The sequence below is a fragment of the Acinetobacter sp. YH01019 genome (assembly GCF_013420285.1).
Classification (GTDB): Bacteria; Pseudomonadota; Gammaproteobacteria; order Pseudomonadales; family Moraxellaceae; genus Acinetobacter; species Acinetobacter gandensis.
The window spans coordinates 1-16,839 of the sequence record NZ_VOYM01000045.1; the positions used below are offsets into that span (position 1 = coordinate 1).

Below are 16,839 nucleotides of genomic sequence, written 5' to 3' on the forward strand. Positions count from 1 at the left end.
TTGTGCCATTTTTCTTTATACTGTCACTTAGGCAGGCTGGACACTTGATTTCTAGAGTTATTCGCATTTCTCTATTTTATCAAAATCCAACCTGCTTTTTTTCAGCATACTTTTTGAAACACCACCATTTTTTTATCTAATTTATAGGTTTTTTGTTTTTCCAATAATATAGATGCAATAGCACCTTTACCACCACAGCCATTATAGCCTGCTTCGGGCATTCCTTTATTAATGTATTCAATTGCTTCGCGAAGTGAACATTCCTTATCATCTTTCACGACATCATCCGTGGTAGTCACGGTAATTTCTGCGCTAAATGCATGGCCTGCCATCAATAGCATACCCATGCCTATGCTCTGTTTGAGCATATCCATCTCCTTAAATTTTTTTATCTTTTTATTCTCTAGTTGCAAAATCCCTGCAACATCGAAATATTTTTATGTACTTTGTCACAGCTTGAGTAATTACTCAAGAATTTTTATTGCTTACCGATATTCATCAATGAGGGCAAAAATTTGTCTTAAATTAGCATGGCTCAACTTGGTTTTTTCGCCTTTAAGCATCTGTATGAGCTGCTCAAGCGATCTCAATAATATAGACGCTTGATGTGGGCCATGTGCCAATAAATAATCAACAATTTGTTGATCCATATGAATGCCACGACGGTTTAATACAGAATTGACTAAAGCTTGGCGATCAGCAAATAAACTGCCGTTAGGCACTTTCACACTCACAGCCTGAGTAAGACGTGATTGTAGATCTGGTAACTCTAACTTCAGCTCAATTGGTGCGACGCGTGATGAAAACACTAATTGACCACCTTCTTCATTATTATAATTAATCAGGTGAAAAACCGCTTTTTGCCAATGTGGAACACCACTTATAGCTTCTATATCGTCTAAGGCTACTAAATCATAACGATCTAAAGATGTAATCGCCTCAGTTGGGGCATCAAGCAATTCAAGTAATGAAACTTGAATTGCTGATTTTCCAATTTCTAAATATGAATCACAAATTGCAGAAAGCAAGTGGCTTTTACCTGTACCCGCACCACCATAGATATAGAACCGATTCATCAGTCCCGCATGTAGCTGGCGTACACCATCAATTACATGCCCCCAACCTGGCCCGGAAAAATCACCAATTCGGGCATCGAGTTGTGGTTCAATATCTAACTGCAATTGACGCATATCTATATTTTGGCCTTATCAATCTTTTTTATCTGATGAGTCAATGTTACTCGAAATTTCAGAATCTTGCAGTGAATTTACTTCGTGATTTTTGAGTTCAATATCGACTGCTATCTGCTCTGTTTCAACAGTCACTGAACCTGTCGCAGCATCACTCAGAACCACGACATCACTCCGATAGAGCTGACTTTTTTCGTAATTTTCACGAACATGACGAAGCAAAACAACAATAACAGCTGCTACAGGCAAGGCAATTAGCATACCCAATAAACCCGCTAACTGCGCACCAGCCAAAACTGCAAATACAACAGCAACTGGTGATAAACCAATTTTATCGCCCAATAGAAATGGCTGTAGAATATAGCCCTCTATTGCCTGCCCAACCATAAAAACGACAAGTACGAGTGCAAGATGCACCCAATCTAAACCAAATTGGAATAAACAAGCGATAACTGCTGAGATAATGCCAACTGCAAAACCAAGATAAGGAATAATACTTGCCAATCCAGCGATCATACCAATGATAATGCCAACTTCAAGCCCAATAAGTTGCAGTCCCATGGCATAAACTACGCCTAACAAGAACATTACTAAAAATTGTCCTTTAACAAAGGCACCCAGTACTTCGTGACATTCACCAACAATTGTTAAGGTACTTTTTTCATACTTACGAGGAATCAGACGACGCATGCTATCCAACATGCGCTCCCAATCTAATAAGAAGTAGAAAGCAATAATTGGAATAAGAACGATGGTACCGCCAATTTGAATAAAGTTCAGACCAGATTGTGCAACTTTCAAAATCATGGCTTGAATACTGTCCGCACTATAATTAGTCTGGATATATTCCATAATTGCTGCAGACATTTGCTCAGTGTCAATTTCCATTGGCACTAAATTAAATGTATTTGATAGCCAAGGCAGGAATGTGTAATTCAACCAATGAATATTTCCAGGAATGTTTTTCTTGGCATACATGAGCTGTTCCCAGACCAACGGCACCAAAAACCACATCGCAAGAAAAATAACTACACCAATCCCGATGAATACACAGCTAATTGAAAGCCAACGCGGCAAACCGATATTGTGTAATTTATCAACCAATGGACTAAATAAATACGCAATTAAAAAAGCGCCAATGAATGGTAAAACAATAGGTTTTAGTAGATATACGACCCAGAGGATCAATGCTATCCCTGCGAGGATAAATATGCGACGTAAGGTGCGGTCACCCATAAAACTCACCTTTATTCAATGTAATCGTTATAGAAAGGAAAATATTTTAATAAAGATAACATTTTAGTTCGAAATAGCATAAGAGTTTTGCATATTCAGGTTATAATCCCCGCGCGAATGCGGAGACTTCATTATGAGCAACTCAACTTCTACCCCAAACACTGGTTTAAGCTACAAAGATGCAGGTGTCGACATTGAAGCGGGCGACGCGTTAGTCGATCGTATCAAATCTGTCGCGAAACGTACTGCACGCCCTGAAGTAATGGGCGGTCTAGGCGGCTTCGGCGCTCTTTGTAAAATTCCTAAAGGTTATGAAGAACCTGTTCTCGTATCTGGCACAGATGGTGTTGGTACAAAATTACGTTTAGCATTGAATTTGAACCGTCACGACACAATTGGTCAAGACTTGGTTGCAATGTGCGTAAACGATCTTCTTGTATGTGGTGCTGAACCACTATTCTTCCTCGACTACTATGCAACTGGTCACTTAAATGTAGATGTTGCTGCCAATGTTGTCACAGGTATTGGTGCAGGTTGTGAACTTGCAGGCTGTGCATTAGTAGGCGGTGAAACTGCTGAAATGCCAGGCATGTACGAAGGCGAAGACTATGACCTTGCAGGTTTCTGCGTAGGTGTTGTTGAGCAAAGCAAAATTATTGATGGCTCTAAAGTTAAAGCAGGTGATGTTCTTGTAGGTGTTGCATCTTCAGGTGCACACTCTAACGGTTATTCACTGCTTCGTAAAATTTTAGATGTGAAAAACGTAGATTTGACTCAAATCGTTGATGGTCGTCCGCTTGCTGATGCAGCAATGGAACCTACACGCATCTATGTGAAACCAATTCTTCAGTTATTAAAAGAAGTTGACGTTCATGCGATGGCCCACATCACTGGTGGTGGTTTACCAGGTAACTTACCACGTGTACTTCCAAATGGGGCTCAAGCGGTTGTGAATGAAGCGTCTTGGGAATGGCCAGAACTGTTCAAACTTCTTCAAAAAGAAGGTGGTGTTGAACAATTCGAAATGTATCGTACATTTAACTGTGGCGTAGGTATGGTACTTGTTGTAGATGCTGCTGATGCTGATAAGACTGTTGAGTTGTTAAACGGCCTTGGCGAAAAAGCTTTCACTATGGGTCATATCGCAGATAATGCTGAATCTGTTGAAGGCGCTGACGAAAAAATCCGCGTTGTGTTCGCATAAGCAACGTCCATGATTAAAATTGCTGTTCTTGTTTCAGGTAGCGGCTCCAACTTACAAGCCTTGATTGATGCCAATCTCTCAGGTCAAATTGTTGGGGTCATTTCAAATAAACCTGAAGCCTTTGCATTACAACGTGCAGAAAAAGCAGGAATTGCAACTGCAGTCATTGAGCACAAACAATATCCTACTCGCGAAGCTTTTGATGATGTCATGCATCAACAATTGCTCGCTTGGGATGTTGATTTGGTGATTCTTGCTGGCTTTATGCGTATTTTAAGCGCTCAGTTTGTGAAAAATTGGGAAGGGAAAATGATCAACATTCACCCTTCACTTTTACCAAATTATAAAGGCATGCATACTCACCAACGTGTACTCAAAACTGGCGATGTCTTTCACGGTTGCACCGTTCATTATGTGACTGCTGAATTGGATGCTGGGCAAGCTCTGGCACAAGGTGTTCTCAAAGTGAATGTACATGATGATGCAGGTAGCCTAGCAAATCGTGTACATGTACTCGAACATGTCATCTACCCACAAGTCGCTGAATGGATTTGTAATGGTACGATTCAACACACTGAAAATGGCGTGTTATATCGTGGTCAGCCAATGCAAGATGCTGTGCAATTCTGCAAATTTTAATTGATGAATTAAATGATCATTTGCAAAATGGTCAGCAATAAAAAACGCATCCTTGGATGCGTTTTTTATTGCCTACAAGAACGATGTTTCACTTTTTTGCATATTCTGCGAGCATCATTTTAATGATTTCAACAGTTTCATCGGGCTTTTCTAAAGGAAACATGTGACTGCCTGATATTACTTTAAATGGTGCTCCAAATTTCTTCTCAACCATTTGTGGAAATTTACGTGGCAAGAATGGCCCCTGCTCTGCAATTAACAATTGCACAGGAATTTTTGGCTTTGCCTGTGGCAACCACCACAATGATGGATTGGTTCTAAAAATTTGAACTTCATCATCACGAGAAATGGTCAGTTCAACGCCACCACGCTCTAGATCATCCATCAATGCATAATCAATATAGGCTTGAAAACAATCTTCATCAAAGTTTTTATAAAAACCTTTTGGACGCAGGAGCTCTGCCGCTTGCTCACGACTTTCCCAGTGATCACGGCGACGCTTCGACAATCCAGCTGGAGACATAGCATCGACCATTTTCAGCTTCAAGATTTTGGCAATATGCAATGCCAAAGCTTCTTTACCCATAATCATCGGTGGATCAATCATTAAGATTTGCTCAAACAATTCGGGACGCTGCAAAGCCGCCTGAAAAGTTAAAACAGAACCCAATGAATGCCCTAGACCAATCACTTTTCGACCTTGTGATTGGCGTACAATACTATCAATCACTTGCTGAGTCAGGCTGTACCAATGATTATCAATTGGATAACGTTTATCTGGCCCTAACAAAGGCACATAAATCACGTCATATTCATCACTAAGTAAATCGAAAAGTTTTTGATATACCTTTGATGGCACGCCATTGGCATGCGCAAAGTGAATTAATGGCTTCATTGTAACTTCGTGGTATTTTCAGATTGGACTTGCTGAGAAATTGACGTTGCAAAACCTTGACCAATTGAACTTCCCATACGACCTAAAACAGAGTCAAATGGACTGTATTCAATTGTATAGTTCACAGCTTTTTCAGTTTTGAGTTCACGTTTTAATGTGTTCAAACTACCTGTACGGTCTGCAATACCCAATTTAACTGCCTGTTCACCTGTCCAGAATAAACCAGAGAAAATCTCAGGATCATTTGATTTTAATTTCTTACCACGACCTTCTTTTACTGCATTAATAAAATGCGTGTGGACATTATCAAGCACAGCTTGTACATGTGCTTTTTGTGCAGGATCAACAGGTTGTGTCATTGAAAGAATGGCTTTATTTTCACCTGATGTCATGGTTCGGTCTTCAACACCTAGTTTTTGCATTAAACCGTTTACACCATAATTTGGCATAATTACACCAATTGAGCCCACTAAGCTTGATGGATTAACAATAATTTCATCCGCAGCTGAAGCAATATAATAAGCACCTGATGCACCTGTATCACCAATAATCGCATAGAGCTTTTTACCAGTATGTGCTTTTTTCAAATACTGTATCTCTTGCCAAATTTCATCCGACTGAACTGGTGAACCACCCGGCGAATTAATATTGAGCACAACAGCTTTACTTTGTTTATTTTCAAAGGCTTTTTTCAAAGACTTAATTGTGTTGGTGCTATTTACACTTTGTTTATCCGCAGCAATTGTTCCAACAATATCAACAACTGCAATATGCGAACCTGCTGTTGCTGTCGGATCAGAACTCGCTGTACTGCAACTTTTTCCCATCGCAACGATGATAAAAAGTAGATACGCAAAAGTTAAAAATTTAAAAAATATTCCCCATCGACGGGCACGACGTTGCTCTTCCACAGAAGAAAGCACTGCTTTTTCTAATATCTTCCATTCATTGCCTGTAGGCTGATGGATATTATTTGAAGAATTTGGCTGTTTTTCTTCAGGTTTTGGTGGCCATTCGGACATATAAAAAACCTTATCTAACGAAAATTTCGTTGTCATTATATACACGCTACAGCGGAAAACTGTCTAATCAATTCATTTTCCCCTATAATTATTTTACTTTTTTCTTCTATCAATATCAGACTAAAACGCGATGACCGACAAGAATTCACAGGATACCACTTATCACCTGTTAAAATTTATCAGCCGTCAACCAATTCAAATTTCAAAATTTATCGCCAAAGGTTTGGCTGGGCTTGTCAACATTTTTAAGATTTCTAAAACATCCGCGACGATTCAACGAAATCTCAAAATTGCATTGCCTGAGTTATCTGATGAAGAACGTGAACAACTCACGAAACAAGCTATCCGCAATGAGCTCATGTCTTACTTTGAGTTTTTTAGTATTTGGGGTGCAAGTACTGAAAAAAATATTCAGCGTATCCATAGCATACATGGTGCAGAATATTTACATGATGCACTTAGTCTAAATAAAGGTTTGGTCTTAGTTGTGCCACATTTTGGTACTTGGGAAATCATGAATGCATGGATTGCTCAATTTACTAAAATGACCATCATGTACAAACCTGTAAAAAGTGAATCAGCTAATAACTTTGTGCGTGCTGCACGTAGTCGTGAACAAGCAACTTTAGTCCCGACAGATGAATCTGGTGTACGTCAGATTTTTAAAGCCCTAAAACAAGGCGGTACAACAGTTATTCTACCTGACCATACGCCTCATGCTGGTGGCGAATTAATCCCATACTTTGGTGTTCCCTTATGGACCAGCAACTTAAGTGCAAAACTCATTCAAAAGACCAAAGCATGTGCTTTACTTTTATATGCGATTCGAAATGAGGATCATGGTTTTGATATGTATATTGAACCCATTGATGAGAAAATTTATCAGGGCAATGCCAATGATGGCTCTATTGTGATTTTCGAAGCAATTGAAAAATTAATCCAACGTTATCCTGAACATTATCACTGGAGTTATAAACGCTTCAAAGCTAATCCTCAACTCCGAAATTTATACAATGTTAGCGATGAAGAAGTTGAAAAGCGTGTACATAATGTACGTGAACAATATGAACGTGAGCGAATGAACCAGACATGTGAACAAAATATAAGCTAATCAGCTGTAATGGATTTTGTGCTGTAGTCATACCATTTATATTTGGCTCTTTCTTCAAGCAGTTTTATATTTTTACCCTTTTCTACAAAATGTATTGTTCCACTCTTTGCGGTTTGCAAAAATGGTATACCGAGTTTATCTAAACGTGATTGGGTCAACATAGCTGGATGCCCATAACGATTAAAACGCCCAGCCGATACAATCGCAAGTTTCGGCTCTAAATGCTGCAAAAAAGTATAAGCTGAACTATATTGGCTGCCATGATGACCAAGTACCAATACATCTACGCTTAAGTTAGGATAATTTTGCAAAATTTTATATTCAGTCTCCCAACCTGCATCACCCATCAATAAGAAATTTTTAAATCCATTTTTTTCGCGAACCGAAACATAGAGTACGCATGAACTTTCATTGGTATTAAATGGAATCGCTTCTTGTTGTTCTCTACTCGGGGACAATACTTTAAAAAATACCTGGTTATCCCAATTCCATGCTTGCCCTTGCAGACACAACACCTGTGGTACCGCCCCGATTTTCTCAACCTGTTGATTTGTATATAACTGACCAATAGTAAGCTGCTCATATATTGAAAAGAAACCACCACTATGGTCTTGATCCAAATGTGTCAGCACAACTTGGTCCAACTTCCGAACCCCATTCACACTGAGAAAGGGCTGAATTATATTCTTTCCAATACTAAATTTTGATTCATCATAGTATCCTCCAAAATCAACCATCATCGTGTGTTGATGATAACGAATAAAAATAGACTGCCCTTGCCCAACATCTAAGACTGAAAGCTGAAAAGGCACAGGATTGCGTATAGGTAAGACCACAAATATGAGTCCTATCCAGCCCCAACTTTTTGGCATAAGTCCTTGTGGTAAAAATACAATCACTAAAGCCAAAATGAGCAATAAAATCTGCGTGTTTTTCATTGCAACAGCATCTAATGCCGGCGAAAATATTCGATCTAATCCATATAACACGACATGCAGTAATTCTATAAAAAGATCGTTGAGCTGAAATAATGCACTTGAGAGCGGTTCAAAAATGAAATAAGCCAACGCAGCCAAAATATCGAGAGGCACAACCACAAATCCAAGCCAAGGGATGGCAAATAGATTACTCAACGGTGTAATCCACGCAATTTGTTTAAAGAAAATAATCATTAATGGAAACAGTGCGATAAAAATTTTCCACTGTGACTCTATTAATATCATTAACGCATTTTTAATGCTTTGTGCATATGTAAGCTGCTCTGCATTCATTTGCTTACGCTGTAAGGTTTGATAAATCCTTAATAAAATAAAGCAGGCTCCATAGGACAACCAAAAAGCTGCGGATAAAATACTAAAAGGATCAAATAACAATAAAATTGATGCACTAAATATTAATAACGCAAAAGGCCGAATTCTCTGTTTAAGTAAAAGCATGGCACTTGCGACCAAACAAATAATTAAGGTACGTAGGGCGGGAATATCAAAACCTGTAAAAGCACAATATAAGCTCACACACATGATAAATGGCAAGACTAATACATATTGTTGAGGCCATTTTAGATACAAATCTGGTAGCCATTTAGCTAAACTACGTCTAATGCACCAACAAACCAAAATCGCAAATATCAAGACATGTGGCCCTGAAATGGCCAAAAGATGACTCATACCAAAACGTTGAAATAATTGCTCTGTCCCTTTATTTAATAAGCTTTTATCTCCAGTTAGTAGAGCCAATATCAGCCCATTATTTCTTAAAGGTTGCTTTTGAATAAACTCTCGTAATCTCAATCGTTGTTTTTCAATTGCTATTTTGAATTGATGCAAAATAGCTTGGTGCTGACGTATATCTGAATTAAATCCAAGTGATGCCACTTGCTGCTCAGTCAAATATTCCAGTTGTTTCACGTCAAAACTTGCATGAAGATTTTGCTGGATATTCCATTTTTCTATATCAAATGCACCTGGTGTTGCATAACTTTGACTGGGTTTTACTCTGCCCCACATTCGGTAATATTGACCAGGCTCAAGCTTTAATTGTTGTTCCTGCAAAATTTGCGTACTTATCGATGCAGAAAAATATTGTGCTTGAGAGCTTAAATTTAAAACTTGAATGGTTTGCTGTAATTTTTGTTCTTTAAGCTGACTAATTTCTGGTAAATAGACAATCAGTTCAGCCTCATATTGCTCATGTTGGATGAGTGCTAAACGTTCATCCAATTGAGTAGTGGCATAACCAAAACCCAAAACTATGCCAATCAAAACATTGAGTATTAATTGTAAGGTTAAAGGAAATAGCTGTTTAACATCAGGGATAAAGTTACTTTGCAATTTTTGCCATAGCACAAAAATAACCAAGACCAACCATGTTGAAATGTGCAGATTCCAAGCATGGCTTCCCATAAGAGAGATACCAATAATCCAGCCCATACAAAACCATTGCAGCATGTCATATTCTTTTTATTTTTTATGAGCGGCAATAATAAAGCCCACCGAGGTGAGCTTCAATAAAACAATCTTAATCCATTAAATCACAGCAAGTAAAAGCTTTACTCTTCTACCCATAAACCATCTTGCATATGTAAAATGGCATCTGCAGATTGGGCGAGATATTCATCATGTGTGACAATCAGCATCGCCATGTTAAACTCTTTACGCAATTCGGTCAGTAATTCAAAAATTTTTACAGCGGTTTTACGATCCAGATTACCCGTCGGCTCATCAGCCATCATCAGTTTAGGTTTTGCAACCAAAGCGCGTGCTAAAGCAACACGTTGACGCTCACCACCCGATAATTCACCCGGTTTATGCGTCATACGATGTGACAAACCAACACGCTCAAGAAGATATTCAGCTTGCTGTTTCACTGCTTTGAAGCTACTCGATTTGCGTAACATCAGCGGCATTGCAACATTTTCAAGTGCGCTAAATTCAGGCAACAAATGATGAAACTGATACACAAAACCCAAATGTTCATTACGAATATAACCACGCTCTGCTTCACCTAGTGTGTCAAAACGCTGTCCATGAATAAATACCTCACCGGACGTTGGGCGGTCTAATCCACCCAACACATGCAATAAAGTACTTTTACCTGAACCACTTGAACCAACAATTGAAACAAACTCACCTGCTTTAACCTGTAACGATAAGCCACGAATGACATCGACATTGGACTTACCATCGGTGAAAGACTTGGTAATATTTCGGGCATCTAAGATGAGATTACTCATAACGTAATGCCTCCGCAGGTTGTACTTTCGCTGCACGTAATGCTGGATAAATTGTCGCTACAAAGCTCAAACCTAATGATAATGACACAATCACCGCAACATCTTGCCATCTTAAATATGAAGGCAAGTAGTTGATGAAATAAGCATCAAACATATTCAGGCCCAATGTGTTGTTTAACCAACCAACAAAGTTACTGATACTTGATGCTGCAATAATACCGAGGATCGCACCTGAAACCGTACCAATCACACCAATCACCGTACCTTGCACCATAAAAATACGTGTAATCGTGCCTGGAGATGCCCCCAAAGTACGTAAAATTGCGATATCCGATTTTTTATCAGTTACCACCATGACCAATGACGACACAATATTGAAAGCGGCTACCAATACAATAAGGAACAACAGTAAGCTCACCATTGCTTTTTCCATTTGAATAGCGCTAAACAAATTACCGTGTGTATAGGTCCAATCAGATGCATAAAAGTTTGCAGGTAAGTCACGCACAATTTCTTGCGATACCTGTGGGGCTGCAAAAATATCATCTAATTTCATGCGCACGCCTTGTGCACCATCTGGTAAGCGTAACAGCGTTGATGCATCATTCAATGCGACATAACCCATCATCGAATCAACTTCAGCACCAATACTGAAAATACCCACGATTTTAAAGCGTTTAAAACGAGGAACTACACCTGCTGGCGAAGGCGTCGCTTCAGGAAGTACCAAAGTCACACTATCATTCAAACCTAAACCTAAGGCATCGGTCATCTGCTTACCAAGCACAATGCCAAACTCACCTTTTTTCAGGCTATCAATACTGCCTTCAACCATGTGGTTTTGGATAATTGAAACCTTTTTTTCGTATTCAGGCTCAATACCACTAACCATAATGCCTGAAACTTGTCCCTGAGCTGTCAACATCCCCTGTAGCTGTGTAAAAGGTGCTACACCTTGAACATGCTCATGCTGTTCAATTTTTTTTGCAAGTTCTGGCCAATTTGTTAAAATTTGTGTTGAAGAAACAGTGGCTTGAGGTATCATTCCCAAAACACGCGTTTTAAGTTCTCGATCGAAACCATTCATCACAGATAAAACTGTAATTAGGACTGCCACACCTAAGGTGAGGCCGATCATAGACACCAGAGCAATAAAAGAAATAAAGTGGTTACTGCGCCGTGCGCGAGTGTATCTCAACCCTATATACAGCGAGATTGGTTTAAACATAACCATCTAGTCCGAGGTAATAATTATGGAAAATTTACAGCATCAAAGCGTTCAAACTGAACGCCGTGTAATGTCGCGTATCGATGCTGCCTTGCGCATTAACTATCAGATTATTTCTGATGATGTTGCACTGAACGATCCTTACGATCCAAATTTTGTGTTGCCGCGCTATTTTCTACTACTTGCTGAATTAGATCAATTTGATCATGCACTCAACTACGAATTAGAACAATTAGCTGAAAAAGATCAACAAATTGCTCGAATCTTATCCTTATTTAACCAAAAGTTAAACCTGATAACGGGCTCTTTGTATGACGCAATTGTACAAAGCATGTTACCAGTGCCTGAACATGTCAATTTTTCAGAAACAGGATTAAGTTTTTTCAGTGAACGCCCAATCAAAGAAGGTACTTATATCCACCTCACCTTAAGCCATCCTGAAAATTTCTTTCACATTGCTACAACAGCACAAGTCGTTTACAGCCGTGAAGAGGAAAGCAATTTATACAGAACGGGTGCTTATTTTGTCACCTTACTGCCACAAGACCGCGTCAAACTTGCAGAGTGTATCGCACTGACCCAAAACAAAGAGTGATTTTTAATCAATGTTTTAATTTATGGGCGAGCTCTCTGTTCGCCCGAAAATCTTTATAAAAATAAACAAACAAGCCTGATAATAGAATCACAGCACCAAGTAAAACCATCAATGATAATTTTTCATCATTCAGTAAAGCACCAAAGAGCATAGCAAGCATGGGGGTTAATACTGTCGTCAACGATAAAGTAGTCGCTTTAATATTTTGAACCAATTTGAAATAACAAAACATGGCAATTAACGATGCCATGATTACCGCATAACCCAAACCAAGTAGTGCTTTGGCTGAAGGAACACTTGTTGGTGCAAGATGCCATATAAACGGCAGCATGCACAATGAAAATAATGCTGAAACCATGATGGAACCCGTTGCCTGAGACATCGGCTGCAAGGGTGCATTCACTTTTTTAACCCAAAAAATTGAAGCGCAGTATACAAATACACTGATCAGCATCAAAACGATCCCCATCGGATGTACATGTTGATCACTCCCACCGAGACAGATGATACCGAGTCCAACAACTGCAATACCCATACCCAGCCATTGCAATCGGCTCAAATAGACCTGAAAAAAGAAACGTCCAATTAAGCCTGTCATGATGGGTGCAAGTCCAAACATCAAGGCAATAATGCCGGAGCTTAAATATGCGGTTGCCATGTAAGTAAAAACTTGTGACCCAATAAAACTAAATGCCCCGGCTAAATAGCTATGTAGCGATTTACCATCTAAAGGCAATGTATTTTTAAACAGAACAAGTAACGCAATCGCAAGTGGTAGTGCTAAAAAGAATCGCAGTGCTAACGCCCAAAAGGCATTAATATCACTAACACTCCACACAATGGCTAAAGGGGTGGTCGACCAAATAAATACCAGCAGTGCGTAGGTCATCCCCAAGTTTACTTTAGAAGGCATAGAGGATTACTTCTGCGCAGTTTTGCGTTTTTGCTTTTGAATAGTTTGGTCCAAACTACTGGAAAATTCTCGTTTATCTCGCTCAGAAATCGGCGCTGGACCACCCGTTTGTACACCTGCGCCACGCAAGGTATCCATAAAATCTCGAAGATGTAAGCGTGCTTTAACATTCGCAGTGGTGTAGATTTCCCCACGGGGATGAATCGCAATTCCACCACGCTCAATCACTTCAGCAGCTAAAGGAATATCTTGTGTCATCACGATATCATTTTCATTCATACGCTGAATAATTTCTTTATCTGCTGCATCTGCCCCGCTCATGACTTGAATAGAGTTAATACGTACCGATGGTGTGATACCCACATTTTGATTCGCGACAAAGGTCACTTCTAATTGGTAACGATCTGACGCACGAATAATCACGTCACGCAAAATACGTGGTAAAGCATCTGCATCCACCCACAGTTTAAATGGCAGCACAAAAAATCCATCAGCAATTAAAGATAGATCAGTTTAACAAATCCCCATGACAATTTGGGTGCATTGATCAAATTGATACAACAAGCATTCTCTTATATCGAGAAAAAACTAATGCTGCGTTTGAGATCGTCTAGAAATGAAATGTGCCCGATAAGCCAATTGAATTACATAAAAAAATGCTATTAAGCATCTATATCTACTGATTTCATGATAAATATGAGTTCAGTGACTTGAAAATCACAAATTACCCTCGATTTATATATAAAACCAACCCAACATCAATTGTGCATATGAAAAAACAAAATAGCCCTGAAATTATCACCATTGAAGATCAAACCTTTGGCAGTCATGTCGAACATTGGAATTTACTTACCAGTAATCCAGCGACAGATGTGCCGGTATGGTTAGGACAGGCACTCGATGCGCCAATCATGCCAATGGGCTTATGTGCACAAGAAAGTGATATGGATGCTTCTTCATGGCTGATTCAAGGTCCTGCCAAAGCCAGCATTCAATTGTGTCAGGTCATTGCTGTTGAAAATAATAAACCTAAAGCGGTAAAAACGGCATTTCCAAGCTTTGATAGTCCGTATAAAACCAAAGCGACTATTGAGCGAATTATTACCTGCAAATCTAATACACAAGCGGTGCTCTGCCTTGATCTGGGTGCGAATACCAGTGTGTATGCCTTTGACAGTCTGTACAGTGTCAACCACAATCAATATGAAAAAGATGCCTCATATAGCGTGCAACTTAATGCATGGGCATATGAGCTAGAACCTGTTGCCGATCATGAACAATTGGTCGTCGATGATCCCGCATCGATTAAACATCATCGTGCACTCAATGACATTTTGGCAGCGAATAACGGTGTCGCGCCTGCAGATGTCCATGAACAAATTAAAGCATGGCAGCCAAAGTCTGAAGATGACAAAGCACCTGTCACTGTAGATTTTTCAAAAATGGTCGCTTACCTCTATGGTGAAACATTAGGGCAAGAAGATGAAGCTTGGTTCCAAGGGCATATTGTGGGTAAAACCCATATGCAATTTAAAGATCAAGAATATACGCTCTATGACGTGACCTTGATTCACGAAGACAACCAAGAAGCTGTCATTGTAAGGGTTGCTACACGCAATGCTGCGCATAAAGATTTTACTGTCGGTCAGTATATTCGTGGAAACCTATGGATTCAGGCAAATATTTACGCAAAATATGCCTAATTTAAATTCAAAAACCGTTACTTTATTCAAAATAATGAAGAAAGTGACGGTTTTTTATTTATCTATAAAAACAAACAACTAAGTTAATATTTTAATTTTTGATCAATATTTATCCACAGCGTTTAAATTTAAAACCAGATTTAAATTCATTTTAAAAATAAGTTATCCACAATATTAAATTCAAAATAAACAACAAAATTAATCAAAACTTCTAAATGAAATTATTTAAAAAACCTGAAAAATAAACAACATATATGCAAATTGAAACTATTTTAATGTATTAGGTTGAGTATTTTTAAACAAATTAAATAGTTTGGTAAGTTTATCTAAGATAGTGCTTTATTTAATCAAATATTTATGTTAAAAATGCGTTTAAGAAATATGAATTAACGATAAATAGATCGGAAAGAATATCTATGAAAGTCGTGCAAGAAGAAAACTTATCGCAAGTCGATCATCAAATTGAATCTCGATACCGTATCGAGCCAATGTCTTGCTTATTTTTTATCTTAGGCATGCTCATCTGCGCATATTTTTTACATAATTTTGTGCTTTAACATCGACTTTAAACATCCCATACGCATAAAAAAACCGGCTTAAGCCGGTTTTTTTCACTTTATCAAATTATGCATTACGTTTTGCAAAATCATCCATAAAGTTTACAAGTGCTTGTACGCCTTCAAGTGGTACAGCATTGTAAATACTTGCACGCATACCACCAACAGAACGGTGACCCGCTAAGTTTAGAAGATGATTTTCTTCTGCTTCTTTCAGGAATTGTTTTTCCAACTCTGGTTTTGCCAAAGTGAAAGGTACGTTCATAATTGAACGGTTTTCTTTCGCAATCGGGTTCGCATAGAAATCGCTTGTGTCGATATAGCCATAAAGTAATTCAGCTTTCGCCAAGTTTGCTTTATAAATTGCTTCTACACCACCCTGCTCAAGTAACCATTCAAATACTAAACCTGATAAGTACCACGCATAGGTTGACGGTGTGTTCACCATTGAATCATTTTTCGCTTGCGCAGAATATTTCAAAATGCTTGGAATTTCTGCTTTAGCTTGATCTAGTAAATCATCACGAATAATAACAATGGTCAAACCTGCAGGACCAATATTTTTTTGCGCGCCTGCATAGATCAGACCAAATTTAGAAACATCTAAAGGTGCCGATAAAATACTTGATGAGAAGTCAGCAACCAATGGTTTATCGGTTTCAGGAATATTCGCAAACTGAATACCGCCGATCGTTTCATTATCTGCATAATGTACATAAGCAGCATCGTCAGATAAATTCCATGTGCTTTGATCTGTAATCGCTAATTTACCATCAACCATTGTACCAGCTTCAACAACATTGATATCGCCATAACGCTGCGCTTCTTTCAATGCTTTTTCAGACCAGATACCAGTGTGGATATAATCAGCTTTGCTGTTTTTACCCAAAAGGTTTAATGGAATTGCAGAAAACTGAAGTGATGCACCACCTTGAAGGAACAGAACTTTATAGTTATCTGGAATATTCATGAGTTTACGCAGATCAGCTTCAGCTTTTTCTGCAACAGCGACATAGTCTTTGCTACGGTGGCTCATTTCCATGATCGAAAGACCTTTGCCATGCCAGTCAAGCATTTCAGCCTGAGCTTTTTCTAATACGGCAGTTGGTAATGCAGCAGGACCAGCACAGAAGTTGTACGCGCGCATGATTTTTCCTTTCAAAGTGAAACACAATAAAATGATGGCATTTAACCACATCTAGGCAGGGCTTGCAGTACATATAGCTGAAAATATTCCAATGCTGTCTAACATTTAAAGTTAAAATTTCAATAAAGATTGGCTTTATTTCCTCATATTTCAAATTATTAGCTTTA

Annotated in this window: 16 protein-coding genes and 1 pseudogene; 6 read left to right on the top strand and 11 right to left on the bottom strand. The window is 38.8% G+C overall.

Annotated elements, in window-relative coordinates; all coding sequences use genetic code 11:
- Positions 1 to 119: 119 nt before the first annotated feature.
- The 3 genes and pseudogenes from FTT84_RS11045 to cxpE form a co-directional block, all read right to left on the bottom strand.
- Positions 120 to 368, bottom strand: a pseudogene (locus tag FTT84_RS11045) (CSLREA domain-containing protein); the annotation flags it as partial.
- Between the two features lie 117 nt (positions 369 to 485).
- Positions 486 to 1,190: a DnaA regulatory inactivator Hda gene (gene hda, locus FTT84_RS11050; RefSeq protein WP_067765283.1), complete on the bottom strand. Its 705-nt coding sequence runs from the start codon at positions 1,188 to 1,190 to the stop codon at positions 486 to 488.
- 18 nt (positions 1,191 to 1,208) lie between these two features.
- On the bottom strand, positions 1,209 to 2,426 hold the full coding sequence (gene cxpE, locus FTT84_RS11055) for a chloramphenicol efflux transporter CxpE (RefSeq protein ID WP_180081163.1): 1,218 nt from the start codon (positions 2,424 to 2,426) through the stop codon (positions 1,209 to 1,211).
- Positions 2,427 to 2,559: 133 nt separating this feature from the next.
- Here cxpE and purM point away from each other — a divergent pair, with 133 nt between their 5' ends.
- Together purM and purN are read left to right on the top strand one after the other, a co-directional pair.
- Positions 2,560 to 3,630, top strand: coding sequence for a phosphoribosylformylglycinamidine cyclo-ligase (purM, locus tag FTT84_RS11060; RefSeq protein ID WP_180057170.1), 1,071 nt, complete (start codon positions 2,560 to 2,562; stop codon positions 3,628 to 3,630).
- A 9-nt stretch (positions 3,631 to 3,639) separates the two neighbouring features.
- Complete coding sequence (purN, locus tag FTT84_RS11065; protein WP_067765291.1) at positions 3,640 to 4,269, top strand: phosphoribosylglycinamide formyltransferase; 630 nt, start codon at positions 3,640 to 3,642, stop codon at positions 4,267 to 4,269.
- An 88-nt stretch (positions 4,270 to 4,357) separates the two neighbouring features.
- On the opposite strand, the gene FTT84_RS11070 is transcribed toward purN, so the two are convergent.
- Together FTT84_RS11070 and sppA are read right to left on the bottom strand one after the other, a co-directional pair.
- Positions 4,358 to 5,164, bottom strand: coding sequence for an alpha/beta fold hydrolase (locus tag FTT84_RS11070; protein WP_180081165.1), 807 nt, complete (start codon positions 5,162 to 5,164; stop codon positions 4,358 to 4,360).
- Positions 5,161 to 6,186 (bottom strand): signal peptide peptidase SppA, encoded by a 1,026-nt coding sequence (gene sppA / locus FTT84_RS11075; RefSeq protein ID WP_067765300.1) that lies wholly within the window; start codon positions 6,184 to 6,186, stop codon positions 5,161 to 5,163. The genes FTT84_RS11070 and sppA overlap by 4 nt, the downstream gene beginning before the upstream one ends.
- A gap of 130 nt (positions 6,187 to 6,316) precedes the next feature.
- On the opposite strand from sppA, the gene FTT84_RS11080 reads away from it, so the two are divergent.
- A complete protein-coding gene (locus tag FTT84_RS11080; RefSeq protein ID WP_180081167.1) occupies positions 6,317 to 7,297 on the top strand; it encodes a lysophospholipid acyltransferase family protein in 981 nt (326 codons plus the stop codon).
- Here the strand turns inward: FTT84_RS11080 and FTT84_RS11085 are convergent.
- The 3 genes from FTT84_RS11085 to FTT84_RS11095 all read right to left on the bottom strand — a co-directional run bounded on the left by FTT84_RS11085 (position 7,294) and on the right by FTT84_RS11095 (position 11,757).
- Complete coding sequence (locus tag FTT84_RS11085) at positions 7,294 to 9,744, bottom strand: DNA internalization-related competence protein ComEC/Rec2 (RefSeq protein ID WP_180081169.1); 2,451 nt, start codon at positions 9,742 to 9,744, stop codon at positions 7,294 to 7,296. The genes FTT84_RS11080 and FTT84_RS11085 overlap by 4 nt on opposite strands.
- A gap of 101 nt (positions 9,745 to 9,845) precedes the next feature.
- Complete coding sequence (gene lolD / locus FTT84_RS11090; RefSeq protein ID WP_067765310.1) at positions 9,846 to 10,529, bottom strand: lipoprotein-releasing ABC transporter ATP-binding protein LolD; 684 nt, start codon at positions 10,527 to 10,529, stop codon at positions 9,846 to 9,848.
- A complete protein-coding gene (locus FTT84_RS11095) occupies positions 10,522 to 11,757 on the bottom strand; it encodes a lipoprotein-releasing ABC transporter permease subunit (protein ID WP_067765312.1) in 1,236 nt (411 codons plus the stop codon). The genes lolD and FTT84_RS11095 overlap by 8 nt, the downstream gene beginning before the upstream one ends.
- Before the next feature lie 25 nt (positions 11,758 to 11,782).
- On the opposite strand from FTT84_RS11095, the gene FTT84_RS11100 reads away from it, so the two are divergent.
- Positions 11,783 to 12,352 carry a PilZ domain-containing protein gene (locus FTT84_RS11100; RefSeq protein WP_067765314.1) on the top strand — a complete coding sequence of 190 codons (570 nt, stop codon included), beginning with the start codon at positions 11,783 to 11,785 and terminating at the stop codon, positions 12,350 to 12,352.
- Between the two features lie 7 nt (positions 12,353 to 12,359).
- On the opposite strand, the gene FTT84_RS11105 is transcribed toward FTT84_RS11100, so the two are convergent.
- Both FTT84_RS11105 and FTT84_RS11110 read right to left on the bottom strand, forming a co-directional pair.
- Entirely contained in the window at positions 12,360 to 13,265 is a 906-nt protein-coding gene (locus tag FTT84_RS11105; RefSeq protein WP_180081171.1) for a DMT family transporter, read from the bottom strand.
- A 6-nt stretch (positions 13,266 to 13,271) separates the two neighbouring features.
- The gene (locus FTT84_RS11110; RefSeq protein WP_067765321.1) at positions 13,272 to 13,745 is read right to left on the bottom strand and encodes a YaiI/YqxD family protein; all 474 of its coding nucleotides are present in this window, start codon (positions 13,743 to 13,745) and stop codon (positions 13,272 to 13,274) included.
- Positions 13,746 to 14,035: 290 nt separating this feature from the next.
- On the opposite strand from FTT84_RS11110, the gene FTT84_RS11115 reads away from it, so the two are divergent.
- Both FTT84_RS11115 and FTT84_RS11120 read left to right on the top strand, forming a co-directional pair.
- Positions 14,036 to 14,968 (top strand): hypothetical protein, encoded by a 933-nt coding sequence (locus FTT84_RS11115; RefSeq protein WP_067765324.1) that lies wholly within the window; start codon positions 14,036 to 14,038, stop codon positions 14,966 to 14,968.
- A 416-nt stretch (positions 14,969 to 15,384) separates the two neighbouring features.
- Complete coding sequence (locus tag FTT84_RS11120) at positions 15,385 to 15,525, top strand: hypothetical protein (protein WP_167348722.1); 141 nt, start codon at positions 15,385 to 15,387, stop codon at positions 15,523 to 15,525.
- Between the two features lie 67 nt (positions 15,526 to 15,592).
- On the opposite strand, the gene serC is transcribed toward FTT84_RS11120, so the two are convergent.
- Positions 15,593 to 16,672: a 3-phosphoserine/phosphohydroxythreonine transaminase gene (gene serC, locus FTT84_RS11125; protein ID WP_180081173.1), complete on the bottom strand. Its 1,080-nt coding sequence runs from the start codon at positions 16,670 to 16,672 to the stop codon at positions 15,593 to 15,595.
- Positions 16,673 to 16,839 lie beyond the last annotated feature (167 nt).

Coding starts and splice junctions, on each gene's coding strand:
- FTT84_RS11085 (WP_180081169.1), bottom strand. CDS start 9,744: ATGCTGCAATGGTTTTGTATGGGCTGGATTATTGGTATCTCTCTTATG.
- FTT84_RS11105 (WP_180081171.1), bottom strand. CDS start 13,265: ATGCCTTCTAAAGTAAACTTGGGGATGACCTACGCACTGCTGGTATTT.
- FTT84_RS11120 (WP_167348722.1), top strand. CDS start 15,385: ATGAAAGTCGTGCAAGAAGAAAACTTATCGCAAGTCGATCATCAAATT.
- FTT84_RS11115 (WP_067765324.1), top strand. CDS start 14,036: ATGAAAAAACAAAATAGCCCTGAAATTATCACCATTGAAGATCAAACC.
- purM (WP_180057170.1), top strand. CDS start 2,560: ATGAGCAACTCAACTTCTACCCCAAACACTGGTTTAAGCTACAAAGAT.
- FTT84_RS11100 (WP_067765314.1), top strand. CDS start 11,783: ATGGAAAATTTACAGCATCAAAGCGTTCAAACTGAACGCCGTGTAATG.
- cxpE (WP_180081163.1), bottom strand. CDS start 2,426: ATGGGTGACCGCACCTTACGTCGCATATTTATCCTCGCAGGGATAGCA.
- sppA (WP_067765300.1), bottom strand. CDS start 6,186: ATGTCCGAATGGCCACCAAAACCTGAAGAAAAACAGCCAAATTCTTCA.
- FTT84_RS11080 (WP_180081167.1), top strand. CDS start 6,317: ATGACCGACAAGAATTCACAGGATACCACTTATCACCTGTTAAAATTT.
- FTT84_RS11095 (WP_067765312.1), bottom strand. CDS start 11,757: ATGTTTAAACCAATCTCGCTGTATATAGGGTTGAGATACACTCGCGCA.
- lolD (WP_067765310.1), bottom strand. CDS start 10,529: ATGAGTAATCTCATCTTAGATGCCCGAAATATTACCAAGTCTTTCACC.
- purN (WP_067765291.1), top strand. CDS start 3,640: ATGATTAAAATTGCTGTTCTTGTTTCAGGTAGCGGCTCCAACTTACAA.
- hda (WP_067765283.1), bottom strand. CDS start 1,190: ATGCGTCAATTGCAGTTAGATATTGAACCACAACTCGATGCCCGAATT.
- serC (WP_180081173.1), bottom strand. CDS start 16,672: ATGCGCGCGTACAACTTCTGTGCTGGTCCTGCTGCATTACCAACTGCC.
- FTT84_RS11070 (WP_180081165.1), bottom strand. CDS start 5,164: ATGAAGCCATTAATTCACTTTGCGCATGCCAATGGCGTGCCATCAAAG.